Source organism: Microbulbifer mixtoriginis (SeqCode), assembly GCF_052467945.1.
The window spans coordinates 1,052,653-1,071,855 of record NZ_CP174328.1; the positions used below are offsets into that span (position 1 = coordinate 1,052,653).

20 protein-coding genes and 1 pseudogene are annotated in these 19,203 nt (G+C 45.8%); 7 read left to right on the forward strand and 14 right to left on the reverse strand.

Features of this window, described 5'->3' with window-relative positions; genetic code table 11:
* Positions 1 to 121: 121 nt before the first annotated feature.
* From ACJJIJ_RS04695 to ACJJIJ_RS04705, 3 genes are all read right to left on the reverse strand, one after another.
* Complete coding sequence (locus ACJJIJ_RS04695; RefSeq protein WP_252085417.1) at positions 122 to 418, reverse strand: YebG family protein; 297 nt, start codon at positions 416 to 418, stop codon at positions 122 to 124.
* A 343-nt stretch (positions 419 to 761) separates the two neighbouring features.
* The gene (locus ACJJIJ_RS04700) at positions 762 to 1,379 is read right to left on the reverse strand and encodes a LysE family translocator (RefSeq protein ID WP_444885390.1); all 618 of its coding nucleotides are present in this window, start codon (positions 1,377 to 1,379) and stop codon (positions 762 to 764) included.
* Positions 1,379 to 1,984: a DUF924 family protein gene (locus ACJJIJ_RS04705; RefSeq protein WP_252085419.1), complete on the reverse strand. Its 606-nt coding sequence runs from the start codon at positions 1,982 to 1,984 to the stop codon at positions 1,379 to 1,381. Before ACJJIJ_RS04705 ends, ACJJIJ_RS04700 begins: the two co-directional genes overlap by 1 nt.
* Positions 1,985 to 2,161: 177 nt before the next feature.
* Between ACJJIJ_RS04705 and ACJJIJ_RS04710 the strand changes: the two genes are divergently transcribed.
* The 5 genes from ACJJIJ_RS04710 to ACJJIJ_RS04730 all read left to right on the forward strand — a co-directional run bounded on the left by ACJJIJ_RS04710 (position 2,162) and on the right by ACJJIJ_RS04730 (position 4,648).
* Positions 2,162 to 2,449 (forward strand): hypothetical protein, encoded by a 288-nt coding sequence (locus tag ACJJIJ_RS04710; protein WP_252085420.1) that lies wholly within the window; start codon positions 2,162 to 2,164, stop codon positions 2,447 to 2,449.
* A gap of 65 nt (positions 2,450 to 2,514) precedes the next feature.
* The gene (locus tag ACJJIJ_RS04715) at positions 2,515 to 3,315 is read left to right on the forward strand and encodes a DUF6249 domain-containing protein (RefSeq protein WP_252085421.1); all 801 of its coding nucleotides are present in this window, start codon (positions 2,515 to 2,517) and stop codon (positions 3,313 to 3,315) included.
* A 10-nt stretch (positions 3,316 to 3,325) separates the two neighbouring features.
* On the forward strand, positions 3,326 to 3,880 hold the full coding sequence (locus ACJJIJ_RS04720) for a sigma-70 family RNA polymerase sigma factor (RefSeq protein ID WP_444938764.1): 555 nt from the start codon (positions 3,326 to 3,328) through the stop codon (positions 3,878 to 3,880).
* Positions 3,873 to 4,247 carry a hypothetical protein gene (locus tag ACJJIJ_RS04725; RefSeq protein ID WP_252085423.1) on the forward strand — a complete coding sequence of 125 codons (375 nt, stop codon included), beginning with the start codon at positions 3,873 to 3,875 and terminating at the stop codon, positions 4,245 to 4,247. The genes ACJJIJ_RS04720 and ACJJIJ_RS04725 overlap by 8 nt, the downstream gene beginning before the upstream one ends.
* 239 nt (positions 4,248 to 4,486) lie before the next feature.
* Positions 4,487 to 4,648: a hypothetical protein gene (locus tag ACJJIJ_RS04730; protein ID WP_444890705.1), complete on the forward strand. Its 162-nt coding sequence runs from the start codon at positions 4,487 to 4,489 to the stop codon at positions 4,646 to 4,648.
* A 501-nt stretch (positions 4,649 to 5,149) separates the two neighbouring features.
* Here the strand turns inward: ACJJIJ_RS04730 and ACJJIJ_RS04735 are convergent.
* The 8 genes and pseudogenes from ACJJIJ_RS04735 to ACJJIJ_RS04770 form a co-directional block, all read right to left on the reverse strand.
* Positions 5,150 to 6,304, reverse strand: a complete 1,155-nt coding sequence (locus tag ACJJIJ_RS04735; protein WP_444938765.1) for a serine hydrolase domain-containing protein — start codon at positions 6,302 to 6,304, stop codon at positions 5,150 to 5,152.
* Between the two features lie 138 nt (positions 6,305 to 6,442).
* A pseudogene (locus tag ACJJIJ_RS04740) lies at positions 6,443 to 6,874 on the reverse strand (IS5 family transposase); the annotation flags it as partial.
* Positions 6,772 to 7,239 carry a transposase gene (locus ACJJIJ_RS04745; protein ID WP_353505443.1) on the reverse strand — a complete coding sequence of 156 codons (468 nt, stop codon included), beginning with the start codon at positions 7,237 to 7,239 and terminating at the stop codon, positions 6,772 to 6,774. The pseudogene ACJJIJ_RS04740 and the gene ACJJIJ_RS04745, both read right to left, overlap by 103 nt.
* A 443-nt stretch (positions 7,240 to 7,682) precedes the next feature.
* Complete coding sequence (locus tag ACJJIJ_RS04750) at positions 7,683 to 8,696, reverse strand: hypothetical protein (RefSeq protein WP_252085426.1); 1,014 nt, start codon at positions 8,694 to 8,696, stop codon at positions 7,683 to 7,685.
* On the reverse strand, positions 8,693 to 9,394 hold the full coding sequence (locus ACJJIJ_RS04755) for an OmpA/MotB family protein (RefSeq protein ID WP_444890703.1): 702 nt from the start codon (positions 9,392 to 9,394) through the stop codon (positions 8,693 to 8,695). The genes ACJJIJ_RS04750 and ACJJIJ_RS04755 overlap by 4 nt, the downstream gene beginning before the upstream one ends.
* Positions 9,387 to 10,697, reverse strand: coding sequence for a MotA/TolQ/ExbB proton channel family protein (locus tag ACJJIJ_RS04760; protein WP_444890702.1), 1,311 nt, complete (start codon positions 10,695 to 10,697; stop codon positions 9,387 to 9,389). The genes ACJJIJ_RS04755 and ACJJIJ_RS04760 overlap by 8 nt, the downstream gene beginning before the upstream one ends.
* Positions 10,697 to 11,929 (reverse strand): class I SAM-dependent methyltransferase, encoded by a 1,233-nt coding sequence (locus ACJJIJ_RS04765; RefSeq protein ID WP_444938766.1) that lies wholly within the window; start codon positions 11,927 to 11,929, stop codon positions 10,697 to 10,699. The genes ACJJIJ_RS04760 and ACJJIJ_RS04765 overlap by 1 nt, the downstream gene beginning before the upstream one ends.
* A gap of 71 nt (positions 11,930 to 12,000) precedes the next feature.
* The gene (locus ACJJIJ_RS04770) at positions 12,001 to 12,615 is read right to left on the reverse strand and encodes a bactofilin family protein (protein WP_252085430.1); all 615 of its coding nucleotides are present in this window, start codon (positions 12,613 to 12,615) and stop codon (positions 12,001 to 12,003) included.
* A 1,109-nt stretch (positions 12,616 to 13,724) separates the two neighbouring features.
* Here ACJJIJ_RS04770 and ACJJIJ_RS04775 point away from each other — a divergent pair.
* Entirely contained in the window at positions 13,725 to 14,390 is a 666-nt protein-coding gene (locus tag ACJJIJ_RS04775) for a phytanoyl-CoA dioxygenase family protein (protein ID WP_252085431.1), read from the forward strand.
* 544 nt (positions 14,391 to 14,934) lie between these two features.
* Positions 14,935 to 15,939 carry a hypothetical protein gene (locus tag ACJJIJ_RS04780; protein ID WP_444938767.1) on the forward strand — a complete coding sequence of 335 codons (1,005 nt, stop codon included), beginning with the start codon at positions 14,935 to 14,937 and terminating at the stop codon, positions 15,937 to 15,939.
* Between the two features lie 184 nt (positions 15,940 to 16,123).
* Here the strand turns inward: ACJJIJ_RS04780 and ACJJIJ_RS04785 are convergent, their stop codons facing one another.
* The 3 genes from ACJJIJ_RS04785 to ACJJIJ_RS04795 form a co-directional block, all read right to left on the reverse strand.
* Complete coding sequence (locus ACJJIJ_RS04785) at positions 16,124 to 16,567, reverse strand: CopD family protein (protein ID WP_444890698.1); 444 nt, start codon at positions 16,565 to 16,567, stop codon at positions 16,124 to 16,126.
* 509 nt (positions 16,568 to 17,076) lie between these two features.
* Complete coding sequence (locus ACJJIJ_RS04790) at positions 17,077 to 18,552, reverse strand: ricin-type beta-trefoil lectin domain protein (RefSeq protein ID WP_444938768.1); 1,476 nt, start codon at positions 18,550 to 18,552, stop codon at positions 17,077 to 17,079.
* A 338-nt stretch (positions 18,553 to 18,890) separates the two neighbouring features.
* Positions 18,891 to 19,175, reverse strand: a complete 285-nt coding sequence (locus ACJJIJ_RS04795) for a 2TM domain-containing protein (RefSeq protein ID WP_252085435.1) — start codon at positions 19,173 to 19,175, stop codon at positions 18,891 to 18,893.
* Positions 19,176 to 19,203 lie beyond the last annotated feature (28 nt).

Sequence of the window (19,203 nt, forward strand, 5' to 3'; positions counted from 1 at the left end):
GATCTTTATGCGGTGAGAGGCTTCAGCTAAATACTGAAGCCCAGCAAAAAAGCCCGGTTGAACCGGGCAGAGTACAGGGATGAAACTTTAAACTACTACCAGAAAATTTCTTCTGGTAGTTTTACTGGTTTGCAGCAAAGGGAGTAACGGTCTCGTCGGAGGACTCTTCACCGCTCTCATCTTCTTCCAACAGAACTTCTGGTTTGCCTTTGCAGGCTTTGGCCAGGGCATCGCGACGCTTGGCCAGCAACAGGCCGATCTCTTCGCTCACCTGCTCATCAATACCTTCAATACTGCGCTCAATGAGCGTGGTAATGTTGGCTGCAAGCTCCAGCATCTTATCGTGTTCTTCAGCATCTTTTTTGTTGTCGAACATTGCTCCGTCTCGATCGCATTTCCAAACAGCTACTACGGCCATGATATGCCTCCCAATTGCCTTTAAGACATTCCAGTTTGCTTGTATGGCTATACGGTAACTGTATAAATATTCAGTGTCAATGGTGGTTGGAACTGAAATGGCGGCTGTTTCGTTGCGCTCAAGAGAGTGGCTATTGCGATAATTCGTCTTTAGGAAGCTGTTGTAACTGTCATAATGCGCCACTGCAGCCGGATGTACTCCCCCCAGGCATCCAGGCTGCAACCTCCGCACTGTGCAGGCCCGTTTGCGGGCCTGTTTTTTTGGAGTGCCTAATCATCATTCTTACGGGGGAAAGTTTCGATTTTGGCACGCCTGTACGGAGATGGTGCTTAGGTCCTACCCACTAAATAGTGAATACCAAACGTGCGGCCAAGCCAATCAGGAGCAGACCAAACAGCTGCTGGATGCGGTGGCCGAGGTGCTTGCTAACCAGTTGACGTTTGCGGCTGGCATGAACTGCCAGGGCAACGATGCAATACCATAGTGTATCGACTCCTGAAACCATGGCAGCCATTCCGAGCTTGGTTGTGAGAGCCTGCTGCTCAGATACGAACTGGCTGAATAGGGCAGTAAAGAATACCGCGATCTTGGGATTAAAGAAGGCCACCCCGAAACCTTGTACGATCGAGCGGCGAACACTCATGTGGGGGGCTTCCAACTGGGTCGTTCCTGAGCCGGGAGCCGGGGCTCGGAAGGCCTTCCAGCCCAGGTATACCAACATGGCTGCACCGGCCCATTGCAGAATACTGAATAGTAGTGGAGAGCTGGTAATCAGTACTGCGAGGCCAAAGGCTGTCAGCGCAGCGTAAACGGCAACGCCCGCGCCGTGCGCAATTGCGCTGGCGAGGCCCTGCCGAAGACCGGAGGCGGAACAGCGCATTACGATAAGCAGGCTAGGGCCTGGTGACATTGCGCCTAGGGCACAGATACCTGCAAGTGATAACCATCCGAGTAAATCCATTATTTAAAGCCGCCCCCTTGTGCCAGCCAGTGCTTTTCTTCATCAGTGGAATTGCGGCCTAAGGCCGCATTGCGATGCGGATAGCGGCCAAACTGCTCGATAATCGCCTGGTGGGCCAGGGCGTATCGATAGTGGGTGGCGAGATAAGGGGCGATGGACTCATCATCCCCGTACTGCTTCTGCAACTGGGCGAAGTATGCCACGGAGCGCTGTTGGATAGCGGAGTTTTCACTGTGCTCAAGTGGCATGCCGACAAAAATCTGCTGAAACAGCCCAAGTTTTTGCTCATCTGCCCTCTGTAGAATCGACTCGGTGATATCGAGAGCCAGTGGGTCCCCCTCAAAGGCCAGAGGGTTACCGCGGTGGATATTGCGGGCGAATTGATCGCATAACAGCAACAGGGCCAGCTCGCCCTCCAGACTTTGGCGCCAGTGATCCAGCTTTCCCTCAAGGGCCATATTGGTGATTTCGGTAAAGTCTTCAGCCATTTGCTTGTCCAGCTTTGGGTCTGCCGAAAACCACCGCTTCTGCCGCTCAGGTGTAGGGCGGTAATTTAAAGCGGGATCACCAAACCAAAAGATCAGTATTTCCTTAATACCGGTCATCTACGAGCTCCCCAATGGTTACAGGCCGATTATTGCGACTTTTGTACTTATTGGTCCAGTAGCCATAGGAAGTAGTCCTTCTACAAAATGTTTAAAAAAATATTTTTGCGCCTGCATCCAAAATCGGTTCTGGCTCCGTCATAGAGGTGTGCAAGGAAAAGCGATCTGGAGGTCACAATGTTTACTGCGGGATCATTTAAGAAGGTACAATTTTGCGCCGTACTGATTTTGGCGCTTGGCGGCATGCAGGCCGGAGCGGCGGAGCTGGGATTCTCGGTGGATGATATTCATCGTCAGCTTACTGAGAAAACAGACCAGCACTTTATGCAAAAGCTCAATGAATGTAAGTCAGGCAGTGAGGTTGAAGGCAGCGGGCTTCCCTACCCGGTGCGGATTGCCGAGGAGAGAGCTCCCCAAGGCGCCACCCCCGGACCTTACAGCCGAGGCCGCATGACAGTGATGTAGCGTGCAGGGCTTCCCCGGGCCGACGGTTAAACAGTACAAGAAAGACAACGATTAGAGAGTAACTAATGAGAGCGAGAAATTCACAACCCCTGCGGGTAGCTACCTACTGGTTGGCGGCGCTGGCAGCTACTTTTGCCGCGATGGGCAGCTGGGCACAGGATGACAGCAGCACAATACCCAACCCGCCAAAGCCGCCGGCAATGGAAAGTGAGGGATCTAAGCCAGATACGCGTGTACGCATCATGCGTGATGAGGAGGGGGTGCTCACCATCAAAACCCAGGGAGAGGACGGCGAGCGCAGTGAGGTCCAGGTGGACTTGGGAGCTGAGTTCGGAGGCCCTCTGAGCCAGCGCATTATCGAGAAACTGGAGCGCAAGGGGATTCTCGATGAGCGGGGACAGGTGGCTGAAGAGGCGCTAGATAGTGTGCCAGACAATGTGCAGATTGGCCTGTCAAAAAAATATGGCTCTTCACATGAGGGTTGGGAAGAGTCTCAATCAGATTCTGGCTTCCACCAAGTGGTGACTTTACCAATTCTGGCCTTACTTTGTGTGTTCGGTATGCCGGTGTTGATCGTGTGGCTGGTAACTCGCAATAGCTACAGGAAGAAACAGCTGGTGATGGAAAATATCAATAACATGGTGGCCGATGGTCGGGATGTGCCGCCTGAGATGTTGGATATGCTGGAAGATAGCAGCCCTAAGAATACTGGGGACAGAGGGATTACTCTAATCGCAGTGGGTGCTGCAGTGTTTATCTGGCTCACTTCCCTTGCAGGATTTGGGGTAGGTAGTCTGGGCTTGATCCCACTGTTTATCGGCCTGGCCCGCTTTATCAACTGGAAGCTCGATACTAAGCAGGCGTAGGGACCGAAATATGGACCTCAATGATGAGGATTTGATCAGGCGCACCGTCAAAGACGGGGACCAGCGGGCATATGCCCAGCTGGTGCGTCGCTATCAATCCCAGCTGCGATTCTCGCTCCGCAAGCTGTGTGATGGCGATCAGGGCCTGGCCGATGATATGGCGCAAGAGGCCTTTATTAAGGCCTATAAGGCGCTGCCGGCATTTCGGGGAGATGCCCGCTTTAGCACCTGGTTGTACCGGATCGCCTACAATCTCGTCATGAGCCACAAACGCAAGAACGCCCCAGAAGTGGATCAGGAGGCGGTCGATCGGGCCCAGGCGGAAGAGTCGGTTGAAGAGTCTCAGCGCCTGGGGATGGCCCGGGACCTGAACTCCGCAATGGACTCTTTAAGCGATGCCCAACGCCAGGCGATACACTTGTGCATGCAGCGGGGCTTCTCCCATGAGGAAGCGGCAAGTATTATGAAGTTGCCGCTAGGTACGGTAAAATCCCATGTCAACCGCGCGCGAGCAAAGCTACAGAACTTGTTGCAGCCGTGGCGCGAGGAGGTGGTCAATGGTTAACTTTGAACAGCGCAACACAAAGGGTGGCGCCTTGGGCGATTTAACTATAGAGGGCAAAGACCCACAATTTGATGCTTGGCTGGCAGAGCAGCTGCAGTTCGATGAGCCCTACCTGGACGATGACGGTTTCTGCGAGAGCGTCATGGCAAAATTGCCAATGCCCTCCAAGAAGAACGAACGTCGCGCCAGTCGCGTTCAATACATCGCTGTGCTGGCGGCTTCGGGTATTGTTGCCTGGCAATTTCCTTTTGGCGAAGTGCTTAACGAAGCCGCGCGCCAGTCTATCAGTCTTTATAGTTTGGTTGGTGTGGGAATGCTCTCCTCGTTGGTAGTGATGGCCGGCGGTATCTTTGCCGCTCGTCGCTGATCATCTTGTAGCGGGGAAGCACACCACACAAAATCTGTGCCGCCTCTAATGATGAATTAGAGGCGGACTATTATACCTTATACCCCCAGGCTTCTATGGGCTTGGAGATTCCTCTCTTCAAAAGCCCGATGTCTTTTATAACTTAAGGCCCCGATTTACTGAGCAGCGCTAATGCATTCAGCATTGAGTTGACTTGAACGCTATATTTTCTATGCACCTTGGTTGGCTGGTGTGGAGATATGGCGGTGCGCCACATGTCACGATTCTTCCAATTTGATAAAGCAGAAAATCGCTCGAACAGTATCACGAACTTCCTTGCCATCGAGAAGAGTGCCACCACACTTAATATGGCAGTGGGCAAAGCCTGTTTAACGCTCTGCGGTAATATTCAATTCTTCTAATTCAAACAGTGATGGAGCCTTAAAAGGTGGCTGCCATTCATCAAAACTCTCCATAGGCTTTACTGGCCATTTTTCTTAAATTTTATGTTGGCTGGCATGGATGAATTAGGTTGGAACTTGTGGCTCTTAATAGGCAGCAAGCGAAAGCTATAATTTTTCTCTGAATGGAAATTCTAGATTACATCTTTAAGAATTCTCACTATTGAAAGCTATAGCTTTATCAGGTTGCAGTGTATTATTGAGTCTTTATATTTAAATAAATTGCTCAGTACTATGTGTGATAAATAGGATTCTTGTGGCGGGTGACGGTATGTGTTTTCCGTGAGATTATTCTGTCAGGAATATAATTGACTCGCTTTATTCGCAGAGACATGGGCTTGGATCTTGGAGGCGGGCTCTGATAGCTATCCGATTCGCGCTGCTGACTTTAATTAATTATCAAGTATATATTCCAGTAGCCGCTGGATTGCGGACTTGTCAAGACAAGTCCGCTTTTTAGATTCACTCAAATGGTTTTAGGCGCTCCATAAGAAGCTTGCGGATATCTTTCATTGATTTTTCTGCAGTATCACCAGCGGAGTTCATCGCGATTAGAAAAATCATGTTGTGCTTTGGCATGATACGTGCGTCAGTGAGCCAATAGCCGTTACTACCGGTGTGTGTAAGCAGCAATAACTCTGGATCGTACAATGCCCCCCAGCCCAGTGCGTAATGACCATTTACGGGTGAGTGTAGTTTGCGATAGGTTTCGGACTTCAATAATTTACCGCGGCCGTGTACGCCATTGAGTTGGTCCTCTGCGAAGAGAATCCAATCTTTAAGAGAAATATTGATTGTGCCGGCAGGGCCGAGCGCTTGAGGATTATCACTTTGTATGTCGGCGGGATCGAGTGGTACGAGCTTGCCCCACCAGGTTTTTTTATGACCACGCGGTTGGTCCAACTTGCCAGAGGATCCGGGCGCTGCAAATCCTGCATTCTTTATGCCGAGCGGAGTAAAGATCTGTTCCTTGATGAGATCCTCCCAAGTCTTGCCTGTTCGTGCCTCGGCGATGGCACCCGCGATAATGTAACCGAGATTGGAGTATTTAAATGAACCAGTTGCGGATGTAGGTGGCATTGCAAGGTAACTGCGTGCAACCGCAATACGTTGCGCCCGAATACTGGGTACTGACTCGATTAAATCTTCAAATTGAGGAAGTTCATTATCGTCGGTCAGAGGTGGTAAACCTGCGGTATGACTGAGCAATTGCGTGATCGTAATGTTGCGGTAAGCGGGGTCCATATTTTTTGCGAAAGCCGGAAAAGAATCAGCGAGTGTATCCTCAAATCGCATGATACCTTGCTCAACTAAGCGTGCGATCATTGTTGCAGTTAGCGCCTTGGTATTCGATCCAATATGCCAACGATCGTCGATAGTGACTGGTTCCATATGACCAAGCGCGCGAAAACCGTCTGCAGCTATAGCAGCAGTCTTGCCATCGATTTGAATCAGCGCGGCGACGGCAGGAAGATCGTTTTTGTCACGTGCTGTGGTAAGTGTCTGTTCGAGAAATGTCTGCAACGCTTCGTCCGCACGTACAGCAACGGTTACTGCTAAGAGTGCAGTTGTAAGAAAAATCTTTGACAGAATTTTTGTGTGCCGACTATGCATCATGATAAGCCTGTATTAAAAGTAACATGAAAACTGAGTCAGATCTTAGTTACCGCTAAAAGTGGTACGAAATTTCGAGGTTATTGGCGTACTACTTCGATTTCTGACTAGATCGTTTTGTTTAAGTTCCTAGAAGCTGTTTCATAACTTCTTTAGCGTAATTAACATGCAGGCAATATAGAAAAAAGCTCTGTATGAAGATAAGTAGCGATCCCACCTGACGACTAAACGGCGGTAGTTCCCTAGCCATGCAAAAGTTCGCTCAACTTTCCAACGTCGCACATATCTCCTAAGCTTTCTGCCATCTTGTTTCGAAGGTTTTCTTCTATTCCTGCGGTGAGGGCAAATTAGGTCAATTTCACGGCGGGCCAAACTATGGCGTAGTGGATCAGAATCTGCAGCCTTGTCGTACACCAATCGTCGAATTTTTGTATTTTCATAGGTAACATCGAGTAGTGGATGTAATAAATTTACTTCTGCTGGTGAGGCCGAAGTAACGGTGCCTCCCAATGGAATACCTTCGCCATCGACCACCACCATCCACTTTGTACCCTTGCCTCGCTTAGTTTTTCCGACTTCTGCTCCCCTTTTTTTGCTGAAGCAAAGCTACCATCCGAAAAGACTTCTTCCCAATTGAGCAGGGATCTTTGATCGAGCTGTCCGAGAAATTTTCTCCAAGCCTCCAACCAAGCGCCTTGCTCTTCCCAAAACTGGAGCCTTCTCCAGCAAGTACTCGGCGAAGGGTAAGATGGGGGGAGATCCTTCCATCGTGCTCCTGAGCGCAAAATCCACAAGATACCTTCAAAACATGCACGGTTATCAATGGGTTTGGGACCTCCTTTTCCACGTTTTAGCTGGGGAAGGCAAGGCTCAATCAATTTCCACTGAGCGTCGGTTAATTCTGACTTAAATCTACTCACACTTACTGGTCTTATCATTCCATGAGGTCGCAAGAATAACTGATTTCAAGTTATGAAACAGCTTCTAAAAAGCATGTAATTGTGAGGGGGAAATCCTATGCAGAAAATTTCTGGTGGTAATTTATACAGTAATGATGATGTTAATAACCTCCAATACCAAGAAGCTGCTTGTGCATAGCTTGTAAAAGAAGTTGAGAGTATAAATAGGATAAAAAGCATTTAATAGAGTTTCTATTAAAAATAATATCAAATAATTTATTTAAGTCATGCGTTTATAAGGTTATTAGAAATAGTAAGTTGTGATGGTCTGCTATATCTAAATCAAATAAGCCGCAGTAGTAAATACCTGCGTACAACTTTAAGAATCTTCTAGAGTTTTTCTTCTTGATAGATTTTGAGAGTGAGGAAGCCGGATGTTTGTAAAAGCCAGCTGCCCGAAGGCAGCACTATGAAGTAATTGCTCAGCCTAAGCCCAGTTCTTGCTCAATTTGGGCTTTGCGCCAAACGGAATAGTGAGAAGGGAGTTTTGCTTCTTTGGTGTTATCAGCAATGATGGCACGTTTCATACTGGGCCAGGATAAAACGGCTAAAATTTTCGGAGCGATCACCTGAAAGACCTTGGGCGGCCCCATCAAAGTTTTCAGTTTCTGGATCAGCGGAAGCCAAGAGGCGGGAACTACTTGCTCGGCGATTGCCCAGGATGCTTGGGGTTCACTACCCAACTGTTTGGTAAGGGATTCGTAGCGCAGGGTTGCTGCACGCAGCGCTGCTTGAGGGGGTGCCACTAATACAGTACGAGCTCTCCGCTCGGCGCAAAGAAGGCAAATTTCTCTGGGGAGACTACTGAGTTCAGCCAGCTTAGGGTTAATCGCCCAGCCGTTGGCATTAATATGGCACTGACAAATTGAGCAGGAATACCTCGGGGGTTCAGTGGTGAATAGTGCAGTCACTTTTTGTGGGCGTTCACCGTTGCGCCAGAAGAGTGGGTATTTTTCAAAAATTGCACCGGCAAAGTATCGTGCGTAAATTAACCAATCGATAGCGGTAACATTACCAAAGCGGTCTTTGTGCAGTAAATCTGGAATATCCAAACTATAAAGGTGGCGCAAGCAGTGCGGACAAGGCTTTAGGTTGTCTCGCGGAAAGGATTTTTGTACGGCGGCGAAGTCGCTGCTCGCCCAGAGGGGCCCTTGGTAATTACTTACCGAAGGGCATTTGGGAGAAATATGGACCTGCCCAAAAGAATCTTCCTGTGTTGAGGGTGAATACTCAAGACCAAATACAAATACTGGGATGCCCCGGTAGCGCCAACCGCAAGAAAGTATATCGAGGTCTGAATAGTCCAGCTGAATACCTAAACGAATGGCGCTCGCCAAGCTATTTCGACTCGGCTTGCAAATAGTTTCGGGATTGAGAAGATTTTGAGGGCTTTGCCTTTGACGCTTATGAATAGGCCGCAAGTCGGTTAGTTTCACAGGGCCTCCTCAAGAATCTGCAAAATGTGGCTTTCAGAGTCTCGCACTACTCGGAATGCAACGCGACGAGAGCGATCTGGATCCTCAATACCATTGTTATTGAGGACCGGGCGGGCGGATGAATAACCTACGGCTGCAACTTTTGCACGTACTAAAACGGCTTGATTTGGGGATAGTAGCGAGTGGGCATATTGCATTACCGCCCGTGACCGCTGCTGAGAAAGACGTAAGTTATGAAAATACCCCTCCTCTGGCGCCGACTGCTCACCCCACTCAGAACTTGTGTGACCTTCAATTTGTATTGCAGCAATGGAATCCATATAGGGGGTGAGTGCAGCAATATAGCGGGGCACAAATGAGGACATAATTTCACGCGCATTGTCACTCAAAGTAAAATCACCAGTCTTGAACAGCGCATCGCTATTGTTAAAAGAGATAGCTAGGGTCTGTTTATCCAGAGAGGCTCCCCAGCGAGTAAGGTCGCGGGAGAATTCCTGTTGTAAAGTTTGATAAATTGCCAGCTGTGTATCGCGATAGGACTCGGCAAGTTCTCGAATTTTGGCTCGTTCATCTATTAGGGAACGCATCACGAAGACGGCAATACAGAGAAAGACCATCATTAGGCCGGCCATCATATCAGATAGGCTGATCCATTGGCTTTCACTGGATTCACTGTTGGAGTGAGCGCTCTCAAACATGCTCCTCTCCAGCGGCCTGCTTCACTTGATTGTCAATTCTTTTCATTTGCTGGATTAACTGGCGAAAATCCCGTGAAAACTCACCGCTCAAGGTACCTAGGGCATCACCCATCGCAGCCATTACACTCTCGACTTCGCTATGTAAGCGTTGATCCAGTAACTCATACTGGCGCTTGATGCTTACGTCTGCATTAGTCAAATCACGAGTGATCACTTGGGATAACTCAGTAATCATCTGTTGATGGGTCTTGGCAATAAGCTGCGCAAGCTCAACCATTGATTCACGATGGCTGTTTGCAGTCTCTTGTATAATGTTGGAAAAGTGGTTGGGGTCGATATTATTCAGGACATCGGCAAGAGCAACGACCTTATTCGTCCTCTGTTCAAAGACTTTCGCCTGGGTTTCACTCAGGGAGATTAGATGTTGAACTTGAGTGCCTAACTGCTGATTCGCTTTTTCGATTCCCTGGGTAATCGACTCAAACTTGGGCGCGATATCCGGAATAGATTTTTGTAGTATTTCAATGGATGCCTGCTGTTCATTAAGCATGACAGAGATTTGTTCGGAGTGAGTGCGCTGCTGTTCAACCAGCGAAGGAATAACGTTAAAGATTTTCGGTAATTCAGTAATACGTTGATGTAACTGCAGAAGGTTCTCCTGCGCACCGTTAATTTCAATCAGTAGAGATGTAGTTTGCTCACGGTAGATTGCAGCAAGCTCGGCGTGTTGCTCATGCTGATCGATTAATGCTTGCAAGGCAGGGGATACGGCCTCCAGCTGCTGAATAAACTGCTGTAAGTTATCACCCATTTGTGCGTTCAGCCCCTGATTAAACTTCTCCACAACTGAAGTTAGTGACTGCAGAACCTCTTCACTAATACTGTGTTGAAACTTTGCCAAATCCTGGCGCTGGTGATTGATCGCTTGCAAAATATCATCTGCAGTGGCTTTGGTTGGCTGATCTTTGCTGAATATTTGGAAGATAGTGCGCAAGACCAATGAGAGGAAAAGGCCTAAGATGCTAGTCATAAAGGCGGTTTCCAGACCTTGCATAAGTTCTGAAATTGAGGTGTCGATATCAGCAAGGTCAAAACCATAGATACCAAGAATAATACCGATAAAGGTACCCAGAATTCCAAGAGCGGTCAGTAGAGAAGGCGTTTCTTTTACGAAGCGTGGAAACTTGCCAAATGGGTAAAGGGTCAAGGCTATAGTGCCAAGGGCAAGCATAACTATAAGAAAGGTGTCTGTTACCTGCTCAGGAGATAACTTAGTCAACCAGTGGTAGAAAAACTGGGTCATTATTGATCCTTTACAACTTTCTGCATTGTTATTTCGTGATAAAAGGGCCCGTTGGGTATTCTTCCAGTGCCCTGACTTAGAACTTTCATTTGTGGTAGTGCTTTCACTACATCGGTAATAGTGCGGAACTTTGCCTGCTTATTTCCAGCTGCTTGGATATAGGTTCCAACAAGGCCTGATGGCTGAATCTCGAAAACACCACAATTAACCGGAAGTCGCTCTTGCTTGAACAACAGAAAATGCATCACAGCGCCATTGCTGAGATACTGATATAGCGCATGCGTGATTAACTGAATTTGTTCAGTGGAAAAGAAATTCAGAAGATCCCAGAGTAAAATACAATCCAGGTTTTCAGGCAGGGTGGCCTGTCGTAATGCTGCCTGTACCGCGCTATCAAAGGGTACCTTGCGGCTACATTGCCAAAGAATTGCAGAATAGAGATCGGAAATAAATAGTTCACCCACTTCTCGCTGGAGGTGCTGCATATTCCTTCCGGCTTTTTTCCCTACATCCAGAGCTTTACTGACGGGAGAGCGCTTGGCGTGCATTAATGCTTGATCAAGTGCTGTCAAAGGGATTTCGGTAAGGCTTGTTTGTCTAAAGGCGGAAATTGCAGCTGAGGTTCCCCCCGCACGTATAGCGTTTTGTGACTTTACATTACCGTATTCAAACATCAGCTCAATAAGGTCTTTACGCATGCCTTTTCTATGCAGGAGAGAGGAGCGCAGAGAAAAGTTACCCATGGTTTTCATCAGGTTGAGCGTAGAGTATCGGTATGTAGGTAATGGCTCCGGTAGTGCTAGGGGGGATGAGTTAAAAGTGAAGCCGGACAAACGCTTGAAGTCAGCGGGGGCTTTAGGCATTGTGCCGGTGTAGAGCATTGTGTGGAAGACAGTGCCAGCTTTTAAGTGAGGTCGGATTTCCTCAATTAATTGGGCAATAAGCTCGGGTTCCATAAAGTTGAACAGGTCCCAGCAGAGCACGACATCAAGTTTTACCCGTTGCGGCTTTCTGGTCAGGTGTTCAGTTAACTTTATAGTTCGTGTCTGCAGGTCGAATGAGTGGATTTCAAGTAGCAGGCTACGTAAATCCTCAATAAATGTCTGGCAGGACAGTTCCAAAAAGGTTTGTGTAGTGCCAAATGAGAGGCACCCCAAATCCAATACTTTACCACCTGGTTGAATCACCTCGTCCACCAAGGCGGCAATACCAAACGAATGATGCTGCAACATACTTTCACACCAAAAGCTAGAGCCCCGGCAATAGCCGGGGCTCGTATGGAGGATTAACTGAGGAAGTTAACTCAGCTCTCCACTGTTTCCTCTTCAGTCTCCTTGGTACCGAACAGATAGTCGCTGGTATCGGATAGACGGGATGAATCACTCGCAGTTGAGCTGCTAGAAGTGTAGGAGGAGTTGTTCTGGGAGCGGTTTGCTGGCTTGTCTTCCGTTGCCGGCAGATCTGGGTGCACCAATCGGTCTGAGAATTCCTTGTGGCGTTCTTTCATTTCGGAGTCGGTATCTACCATATCCATAGAGCCACGGAACTTACCACCGTCGTCGAGTTTGATTCGAGGGGCAATCAGGTTGCCGTTTACCTGGGCAGTATTTCTGATCTCAATTAACTCATCGGCAAGTGCGTCGCCGTCCAGTGTGCCTTCAACAACAATATTTTTTGCATGGATGTTTGCAGTTACTGCGCCGCCGGTACCAACAGAAAGGTTGTGGCCAACCATAATTACTGTACCGTCTACGGTGCCTTCTACATGAAGATCTTCGGTGCCAATCAACTCACCGCGAAAATTGATACCCTCACCAAGCACTGATTTGGCGCCTGAATTCGAGAGAGATGATTGCTGTTCACCAGCGCTCATGCCTGCTAGAAAAGGTGTGGAGTCATTACTTTTGTCAGTGCTCATCTAAATAAATCTCTTCGTTGTGGAAAAAGTCAGCTATAAAACTCTTGTAGCCAGGCCCTCGGCTGAAGTCTTATCCGTAAGCTAGGTAATACATTGAGTCGAAAAATCACGAAAGCTCAATGCGTGAACCGTAATCTCTCGATGGCAAAAGATATATGTTCATTTTTTCACAGAAACATGGGTGCCATTAAGCAAATATTTTCTATTATTAAACCATCTTTATCTCTTATCCATGCTCTTGGTATTGGAGAATTTGGCTGAAATACACATTTCATTCAGCAAGAAAATTTACGTACTTATGGTTTCACCTGTACATAAATCTCTAGTAGATTTTTCATACCTACTCTTAGTAGATTCAACTTTTTCACAGGCGGTTTGTGCCAGGCTAGAAAATTAATTTAGGCCAGTATGGGAGCATGACAACAGTGAGCACACCAAGCAATTTACAAAACTGAACCCACAACCTTTAACTGTACAAAAATAGTCCTACTACCTAATTCTAGTGACGATGAATTGCTGGGATTGCTCGACATAACGTCACATTCTTACTTATACATTAAGGTGTAATTTGTAAGTGAATATTTACTTTTTGTTGTGGAGGGCATACTGCTTATTATCTGCTGATGGGTATTGAGTTCTACTGGGCATACATCAATATAGATTGAGTTGTTACTACCTTACAGCGCGAAAGCCACCGTAAAACGGCTCGGCAATCAATCAAGCTGACCTCGACTTGAATGGGTTGAATTTAGCACGGATTCCACGTTAAAAGTGTGACACGGAGCACCTTTTTCCAGCCCTGACTTGGCTCGCAGTTGCTTTGGTGTTCCAAGTGCAGCAGTGTCAGTGCCATACGCTATTAAGGAGTGTGTTGCTGGGTAGGTAATATGAAACGTGGAACAATTCCTCATGTATTATGAGCTGGCAAAGATGATCTTTAGAGTCTAAACCACAAAATGCGGGTAGTGTCTATGCGTAAATGGGGAAAGCCTAAACAAAAGTTTCCGGAAATAAAAATTCCAGCTAGAAACCACTTTCTGGTCGGTAATATTTCGCTCGTTGGGTGAGCTGTACATAAAATCCGGACTCCTTTTTGTGGTTATTAAATAATGATCGATTTGGAAAAAGGTTATTCCTTAATTAATGACATCTTTCCGGAAGGCCAGCTTGAGGTTCTTCAAAATGAGTTTGAAGATTTAAAGCTCGCTAGGGGGACGGGAGGCATACGCAATGTAGAGAAAAAGCATAGCTCTATAGCGGCCTTGGCAACATCGGACTTGATTGTAAATTTAGCGCAGAGGTACTTAATTCAGCGCCCTCGATTGGTAAGGAGTATCCTATTTGATAAAAATGAAAAATGTAACTGGTTTGTTACTTGGCATCAGGATAAGACTGTAGCGGTCTCTTCAAAATTTACTAAGTCTGGATGGGGCCCCTGGAGTGTTAAGGATGGCTTTCACCATGTGCAGCCTCCTCTACATGTTCTTAAGCAAATGATTACGATCCGTATTCATCTGGATGATACTGATGCTAATAATGGCTGCTTAAAGCTTATTCCTGGCAGCCAGCAACATGGAATTTTGAAGAAAGAAGAAATATATCAATATGTTAAAGAGCATGATCCAGTTGCCTGTGAGGCAAAATCCGGTTCTGCACTAATTATGTATCCTCATATTCTTCATGCTTCTGATAGAGCTTTATTCCCTAGGCGTCGCAGAGTGATACACCTGGAATATAGTTGCTATGAGTTGCTAGCTGGAGTTACTTGGGCATAGTGCAACTAGATTCAGTTTTTAGTAATGATGTACGAGTTAACGCCCATTACACTACCTTGCTATCAATTAAGATGTTCGTGCTGTATGTTACGTTACGATCGAAATTAAAGCATGAAAGGTCGTGTGGCGTTACCTGTTGGGGTGAGGTCCACTGCTTTTGCTTTCTTCTTGAGGTTGGGTAAAAAATATAATTATTTACATAGTATTCAGGTGTTCTGAAGGGTTGGTCGGCGATTATGTTTCCTTAAATAAGTCGATGGTTTTTTAGCTGTCTTGGCTAAATTAAGGGCTCTTTAAGTGCTGGAAAATACTGTTGGCTGCTTATCAATTTGTTGTTTAGGTCTTTCCTATTTTTGTATTTTTTGTCTTGGATTTGATCTTTTCTTATTTGAAAATTTAAAATTTGTTTTTTTATTGGTTTCTCTATTTGGTGGCATTTCGTCTGTTAAAATCATCTGCGGTCAGATAAGGGGTTGGTTTATTTGATTGGATGGAGGGTTTAACCTTCTAAATATAAGAATGGTCATATTGAAAATGGTGAAAAATGAATAATCAAATAATAAGGATTTTAGCTTGTTGGGTGTTTTTTTGGGGCTCTATTCAAGCTAAGGCATTTGAGCCTAAATCAGATTTATCGGTGAGCTTGGAGCGTGTCCGCTACTGTCAAAACTTTTGGTGTACCCAGCAAGCTACTCAATCTGAGTATCTAGCTTGGGAGCAAGAAGGTGTCAGTAATACTTACCAATCATACACTCAGATTGCAAGAGTACGGCAGCCAGAACGAGAAGATGTGCGAAATTTGGTATTTATTGCAGCTGGACAACAGCCTCCGGGATACGGCTCTGAAAGTGCGGTAACAGGCCAAGGAGATAATTTTAAAAGAAACTGTGGTATCTCAGAAAAATCCTGTTCCAGAAGCATAGATGGCCGCTCGCTTGCCCGGCAGGTTTTGGATTCAGAGTATTTTCCAGCAGATGACACCTTCTTTGCCGTAGCTTTTGATGCACAATTTAACTATATGGTGAATAGTGGTGAGAAATCTCGTATAGAAAGTGCCTACCTTAATTGGTTAAAGTCAAAAGCTTATGCTTCCAATCTTGAAAGCATCTACTTGGCGGGATCATCCAGAGGTGGTTGTTTAGCAATGCGCTTGGCAAAGGCTCTGCGCAATGATCCGGACTTTCGTAGCATTCGAACTATTGTTCATAGTTTTGATGGCGTCTGTAAATGGGATCAGAATGAAATGGGAGTAACTTCTTCTTTTTTCCGTAACCCCGAAAACTCAACTTATTTGAGCTACTATACTGATCTCAATGCTCAGTTCCCCTATAAGGACAATTTATACATCCGTCAACTGGCAGGCGGTGACGAAGTTATTGAATTTACAGGGGTGCACTCTTTTGTCTATGCAGTAGAAGATATCAATCTAGGTTGGTATGCTCAAAGTTGGGTCAATTTGGATCATATTACTATTGATCGAGATATGTACCCAGCTGTGAGAGATCAAACCGTGGTACCCTTTTTAAAGCATTTGGAAGAAGTTTTTTAATTCGTTACCTTGATTTTAATTAATCTAAAATTCAATATTTGTATATCTAATTGATTGAGTGTGAGGGCTGCTGTTAAGCAGTCCTCATTAACTAGTTAAGCTTTTATTCTGTGGGGTTTCAATAAGTGAGTGATTAACTTGTACTTACGCCGGGTAGTTAGTTGCTGAACCAATAAATGATAGTTTAATATAGCCAGCCTGTTCTGAAGGAAATTCCTACGTATACGAATAGAACGGAGAGAAGTGTTACTGGAATTATATGATAAGCGAGTGCTTTTAGGTTTCTGGTGGAAAGATGCGGAATAATCCTGAGTCTTGCGTCAATAGCAAGAAGGAATGTACAGCCCAATATGATTAGCTTATATGAAATAAGTCTCGAAACCGGATTCGAGAAGTTAAACCACTGGGATATATCGGGCAAGAGATTGAAAGCTAGATAGATGCCAGAAATAATCTGTACAAGAAGGGCAGGGATACCAATTTTTTCATAGCTGCTTTCGAACCTTGAGATAAATTCTATATCCTGACTTCTTAGGGCGGAAGGGAGGATTGTACATGCCAGCACCAGATGCCCCCCAGTCCAAATAGTTGCACCTAGCAAATGCAAAAAAAGTACTACCTCGTACATCTTTATTCCTTTTTAGTCCTTTTAAGCACTATATCTATAAATGCAATGGGTGCCCACTAATTTCTTGGGTGGGTATAATGAATATTTTTTAGGTATCGTTAGTGGGATTGTTTTATGTAGAAAACGAGGTGGAAATTGATGTTAATCAAGAAAGTAAGTTGGATTATGTGGTAAGAGTCTGATGACTAATGGTGCTGAGATATCATGTCCTTTGTATATTAGCATTTAACTAATTTGCCCTACATTACTCCATTATATAACTACCTTTATCTATGAAACCTAGTCGCAGTTGACGGCACCTTCGGTGACTGGGGGCAGTGTGAAGCTGGCGAACTGAACTAATTACTGATTAACTGGGCATGTTAAGAGATTTCTACATGCCCGAGTTAACTGGTGCTTCTACTGTAAGGCTGTCGATCTTTGATCAATCTTAAGACCGACGCCTTTACTAACTGCAACAATACTCTTCTTTATACTTGATTCCTGAGAGTCTGAATAAAAAGTAATACTTAAAAGCTTGTTTGTTTCCATTCATTCACAGCATTCAGGGAAAATTTCTGACCAGTGTCACTACTGTTGCACCTATAAATTTGAAGTTGTTCTCCATTGTCGGCACTTGCCCCTGGTGTATCAATACAGTATTGCCAATCTTTGTCGCGATTTTGAATAATACCGCTTTCCTGTACCTGCCATTTTTCTGAATTGCCACCATCGCAATCCCACAGGTGCATTTTATCACCATTGTCTGCAGAGCCCGTGTTGTAGTCGACACAGTATTTATTGTTGCCTTTAGGTCTTAACTGTCCCTCAGCGGTGTAGACAAACTGCTGTTCGTTGCTCGAGTTGCAGTTGGCCAAGGTCAGGTTGGAGCCATTGCCATAGCCTTGAGAAACATTCATACAGAAATTTGGGTTTTGGCTGGACTGAATACGAAAATAACCAGGTAGGCTTCTTCGCACACCGACAAAGGGTATGGCTTGGCTGGTATGGCTCGGCGTGTCATTGACGGTATTTGGATCCATGCCAATAGCGGTAGCGCCGTGTGCAGCCGCGATATAGGAATAGCCAAAATCTGTATTGCTGAAATCGCCAGAGCTGCTCCACAAATGCATCAATTGTTTACTGTTCGCCGCTTCATTGGCTGTTATTTGGTAGTGATCGCCGGCTTTTACATTACCGCAAAATACCTTCTGGGAGCTGCTGGAATCCATGGAATCTATATTGCCAGAAAACTCTTCAGGATCGGCAGTATCTACATCAGGGCAGAGGAAGGCATGTAATGGGTAGTTATCCAGTGCAGATTCCATACGATCATTGACGTTGCCACTCTGGCCACCGGTAAACATGACGAGGACTTTCTTATTCTGCGATTGCAGCTCGCCCAAAGTAGGCCAACCTATATTCTTTAGGGTGTTTCGATAGTCGGAGGAGGGGGAGCTTGCCTGTAGATGTGCTAGTAAGTCCTGGTAGCTGAATTGCAAATCTCCCAACTGTTGCTTGATATATTGATCCAACACATATATCTCATCGTCATACCAGGCAGCGAACCAATTACTGTCTGGCTTCATATCAATATATAGCATTAGCGGTGCATTGAGTTCGTTGTTGTCAAGCCATGCCTTGATGTCATCAAGGCAATGAACCAGTCGATCATTGTCACCATTACTACGACACATATGATTGCCGATATCACTCTGGCCGTGGGCTACATAGGGCCCATGATTACTACCCTGCCAGGGACCGTGGTCAACAACATCCAGTTCCAACGAGCGAAAGCCCTTATCCAGCCAATCCGTAAGAGATTCTTCAGTTGCAAGGCGCTCATAACTGTTGTGAGGCTGGAGGTAGTAGAGTTGGTCGATACGGTGATCATCTTGAGGGAGTTCCGCTATTAATTTTGGTGTAGAAGCGATGCTTGCTTGTGGGCTTGCACAAAAAAATAAGAGTAGGGGAAATAAAAATGAAAAACTAACTTTATTTGGCATAAGGATATCCATTTCGACTGTTATTATAAGGCTGCCCTAATTGATAGGGCGGCAATATTAGTATGGGTATGTGAAAATGATATGACATCTAATAAGATGTTATATTTTCACGGCATTGACCATGCTTTTCGATTTTTATTTAAAAGCATTATTCTAGAGAACAGACTGTGCGTTTGGATTTTTCGGCGACTAGTGGGTTAAATTTAGCAAGCCTGCTCTCTCGAGGCGTTAATAACTAAAGAGCGCCTGCACTGATTAAAATGGTTTGTAGATCTTTTATAAAGGTGTACACGGAGGAGAGTGTAACCAGGCTTGAAGCGGTAAGGCTGTGTCTTGACTTAAGGCTTCTTTTTTAATCTTTTCTCTACCTGCTTTTTCTCCCACTCAGGCCCAAACAATGTAAAAGGTTTAAAAGTTCGCACAGCGTGGGAGGCGATTCCGATGCCCCAACCAAGGGCTGCCCAGAGAGACCAAAGGTACTCTGGAGTGAGGATTAAATTAGCTATTAAAAGTCCAGCAATCACTATCAAATAAGTAATTAGGTGTTGGTAAAAGCCTTTGAGCTTTCTTACATGCTCGATGGCTTCCTTCTCTCTTGCAGAAGTTGCTTGCTCAGGCTGCATTTTTTGATCTCAGTGATAGATACTGCGG